We start from the raw sequence: 2634 nt of genomic DNA, 5'->3' as shown, positions 1-2634 counted from the left end.
GACCCTTCATCGTGCCATCCGGCATAGGCTTCTCCCTTGTGAGACGCGCGGAAGTGGAAACAAAGGAGGACGCGTTGACTTTGTCTGCGAAGCCCGTTCGTAAATCCCCGGTGCCCAGCGACATCGAGATCGCCCAGGCCGCCACCATGCAGCCCATCCAGGCGATCGCTGAGAAGGCAGGCATCCTGGAGGACGAGCTCGAGCTGTACGGCCGCTACAAGGCCAAGATCGACTACATGGCGCTGCTCGCGCGCCTCAAGGACAAGCCGGACGGCAAGATCATCAACGTGACGGCGATCACGCCGACGCCGCTCGGTGAGGGCAAGACGGTCACCGCCGTCGGCCTCGTCGAGTCCATGAACGCGGTCGGCATCGACACGATGCTGGCCCTGCGCGAGCCTTCTCTGGGGCCGGTTTTCGGCATCAAGGGCGGCGCCGCCGGCGGCGGCTACTCGCAGCTCATCCCGATGGAGGATCTCAACCTCCACTTCACCGGCGACATCCACGCCGTCGGCGCCGCCAACAACCTGCTCGCGGCGATGGTCGACAGCCACATCATGCACGGCAACGAACTCGACATCGACCCGCTCACCATCTCGTGGCGGCGCTGCGTAGACCTCAACGACCGTGCCATGCGCGAGATCGTCAACGGCCTCGGCGGCCGCCTCAACGGCCTCCCGCGCCAGACCGGCTACGACATCACCGTGGCCAGCGAGGTTATGGCCATTCTCGGCCTCGCCACGAGCCTCAAAGACCTTCGTGAGCGTCTCGGTCGCGTCACCTTCGCCTACAGCAAGTCGGGCAAGCCGCTGACCGCCGACGACATCGGTGCTGGGGGCGCCATGACGGTGCTGCTCAAGGACGCCATCAAGCCGAACCTCATGCAGACCCTCGAGGGCAACGCCGCGCTTATCCACGCGGGTCCGTTCGCCAACATTGCTCAGGGCAACAACTCGATCATCGCCGACAAGGTCGCGATGAAGCTCAGCGACTACGTCGTCACAGAGAGCGGCTTCGCCGCGGACCTTGGCTCCGAGAAGTTCATGGACATCATCTGCCGCTACGGCGGCTTCGCGCCCAGCGCCGTGGTCATCACGTGCACCATGCGCGCCCTCAAGATGCACGGCGGCCTGCCGATCGACCCCGAGCTGCTCAAGGCGGAGAACAACGAGGCGCTCACCAAGGGCTGCGAGAACCTCGCCAAGCAGATCGAGAACATGAAGCTCTTCGGCCTGCCCGTCGTGGTGACCATCAACCGCTTCGCCTTCGACCGCGACAGCGAGGTTGAGATCGTGCGCAAGGAGGCCATCGCGGCCGGCGCCGAAGACGCCGTGCCGATCAACGTCCACGCGCTGGGCGGAGACGGTGGCCAGGAGGCCGCGGAGATCGTCAAGGCCGCGGCCGACAAGGGCGGCGACTTCAAGTTCCTCTACCCGCTCGAGGCCTCCATCAAGGAGAAGATCGAGACCATCGCCACGAAGGTCTACGGCGCCGACGGCGTGGATTACCTGCCTGAGGCCGAGGCCAAGATCAGGCTCTTCACCGAGCAGGGCCTCGACAAGCTGCCGGTGTGCATGGCCAAGACGCATCTCTCGCTCAGCCACGACCCGGCGCTCAAGGGCCGGCCGCGCGGCTTCCGCGTGCCGATTCGCGACATTAGGCCGGCCACCGGCGCCGGGTACCTGTACCCGCTGCTCGGCGAGATGCGCACCATGCCCGGCCTGGCCAAGCGGCCGGCCGCAGTCGACGTCGACATCGACGTCGAGACCGGCCGCATCATCGGTCTGTTCTGAGAACCTGACGAGCGACCCCGGGGCGCCGGCCGCCGGAAGACGCCGGCGCCCCGCGAAGCCGCCTCAGGCGGCTCCGGGCGGTCCGGCGGCAGGGGTGCCCTGCGGCTGATCGCGGTCCCCATACCGGAGGTACACGGTGAGCGACGCTTCCATCATTTACGCGACTGAGCCACTCCAGGTCTACCTGGACGACGCGGCCGCCAACAAGCCGGCGCCCGGAGGCGGCAGCGTCTCCGCCTGCGTTGGCGCCCTCGGTGCCGCCCTCGTGTCCATGGTCTGCAATCTCACGCGTGGGCGCGAGAAGTACGCCGACGTCGAGGTCGAGATGACGACGCTGGTCAGGGCGTCCGAGGCCGCGCGCGGCCGCCTGGAGCAGTTGCTGCAGGAAGACACGACCGCCTACAACGGCGTGATCGCCGCCTACAAGCTCCCCAAAGAAACCGACGCAGACCAGGCGGCGCGCAGCCTGGCCATTCAGGAAGGCCTGATCGTCGCCGCCGACGTGCCGCTGGAGATCTGCCGCGTCGCGCTCGAAGTCTGCCGCCTCTCCAAGGTTGCCGCCGGCCTCGGCAACCCCCAGGCGGTCACCGATGCCGGCATCGGCGCAATCCTCGGCGAGGCCGCCGTGGTGGGCGCGGCGCTCAACGTCAAGATCAACCTCGGCTCCATCAAGGACGAGGCGTACGTGCAGACAGCCGCCGCCGAGATCGCCGAGATCCAGGCCGAGGCCGCCGCGCTGCGCGCCGAGGTTCTCGACATCACGCTCTCCAAGCTCTGATCATCTCCTGATGACTACACACGAGAGGGACGCCATGGCAGCTCACATCATCGACGGCAAAGC

The 2634-nt window shown here is 67.0% G+C and carries 2 protein-coding genes; both read left to right on the top strand.

Annotated features, from left to right (window positions below; genetic code table 11):
• The first annotated feature begins 110 nt into the window (after window positions 1–110).
• Window positions 111–1793 (top strand): formate--tetrahydrofolate ligase, encoded by a 1683-nt coding sequence (locus WC493_RS23380; RefSeq protein ID WP_373069079.1) that lies wholly within the window; start codon window positions 111–113, stop codon window positions 1791–1793.
• Between the two features lie 136 nt (window positions 1794–1929).
• Complete coding sequence (locus WC493_RS23375) at window positions 1930–2571, top strand: cyclodeaminase/cyclohydrolase family protein (RefSeq protein WP_373069077.1); 642 nt, start codon at window positions 1930–1932, stop codon at window positions 2569–2571.
• Window positions 2572–2634: the final 63 nt, after the last annotated feature.

The organism is Zavarzinia sp. (assembly GCF_041650655.1).
GTDB lineage: Bacteria > Pseudomonadota > Alphaproteobacteria > Zavarziniales > Zavarziniaceae > Zavarzinia.
Note: the sequence above shows the minus strand (reverse complement) of the source record. Positions and strands in the feature narration are given on the sequence as shown.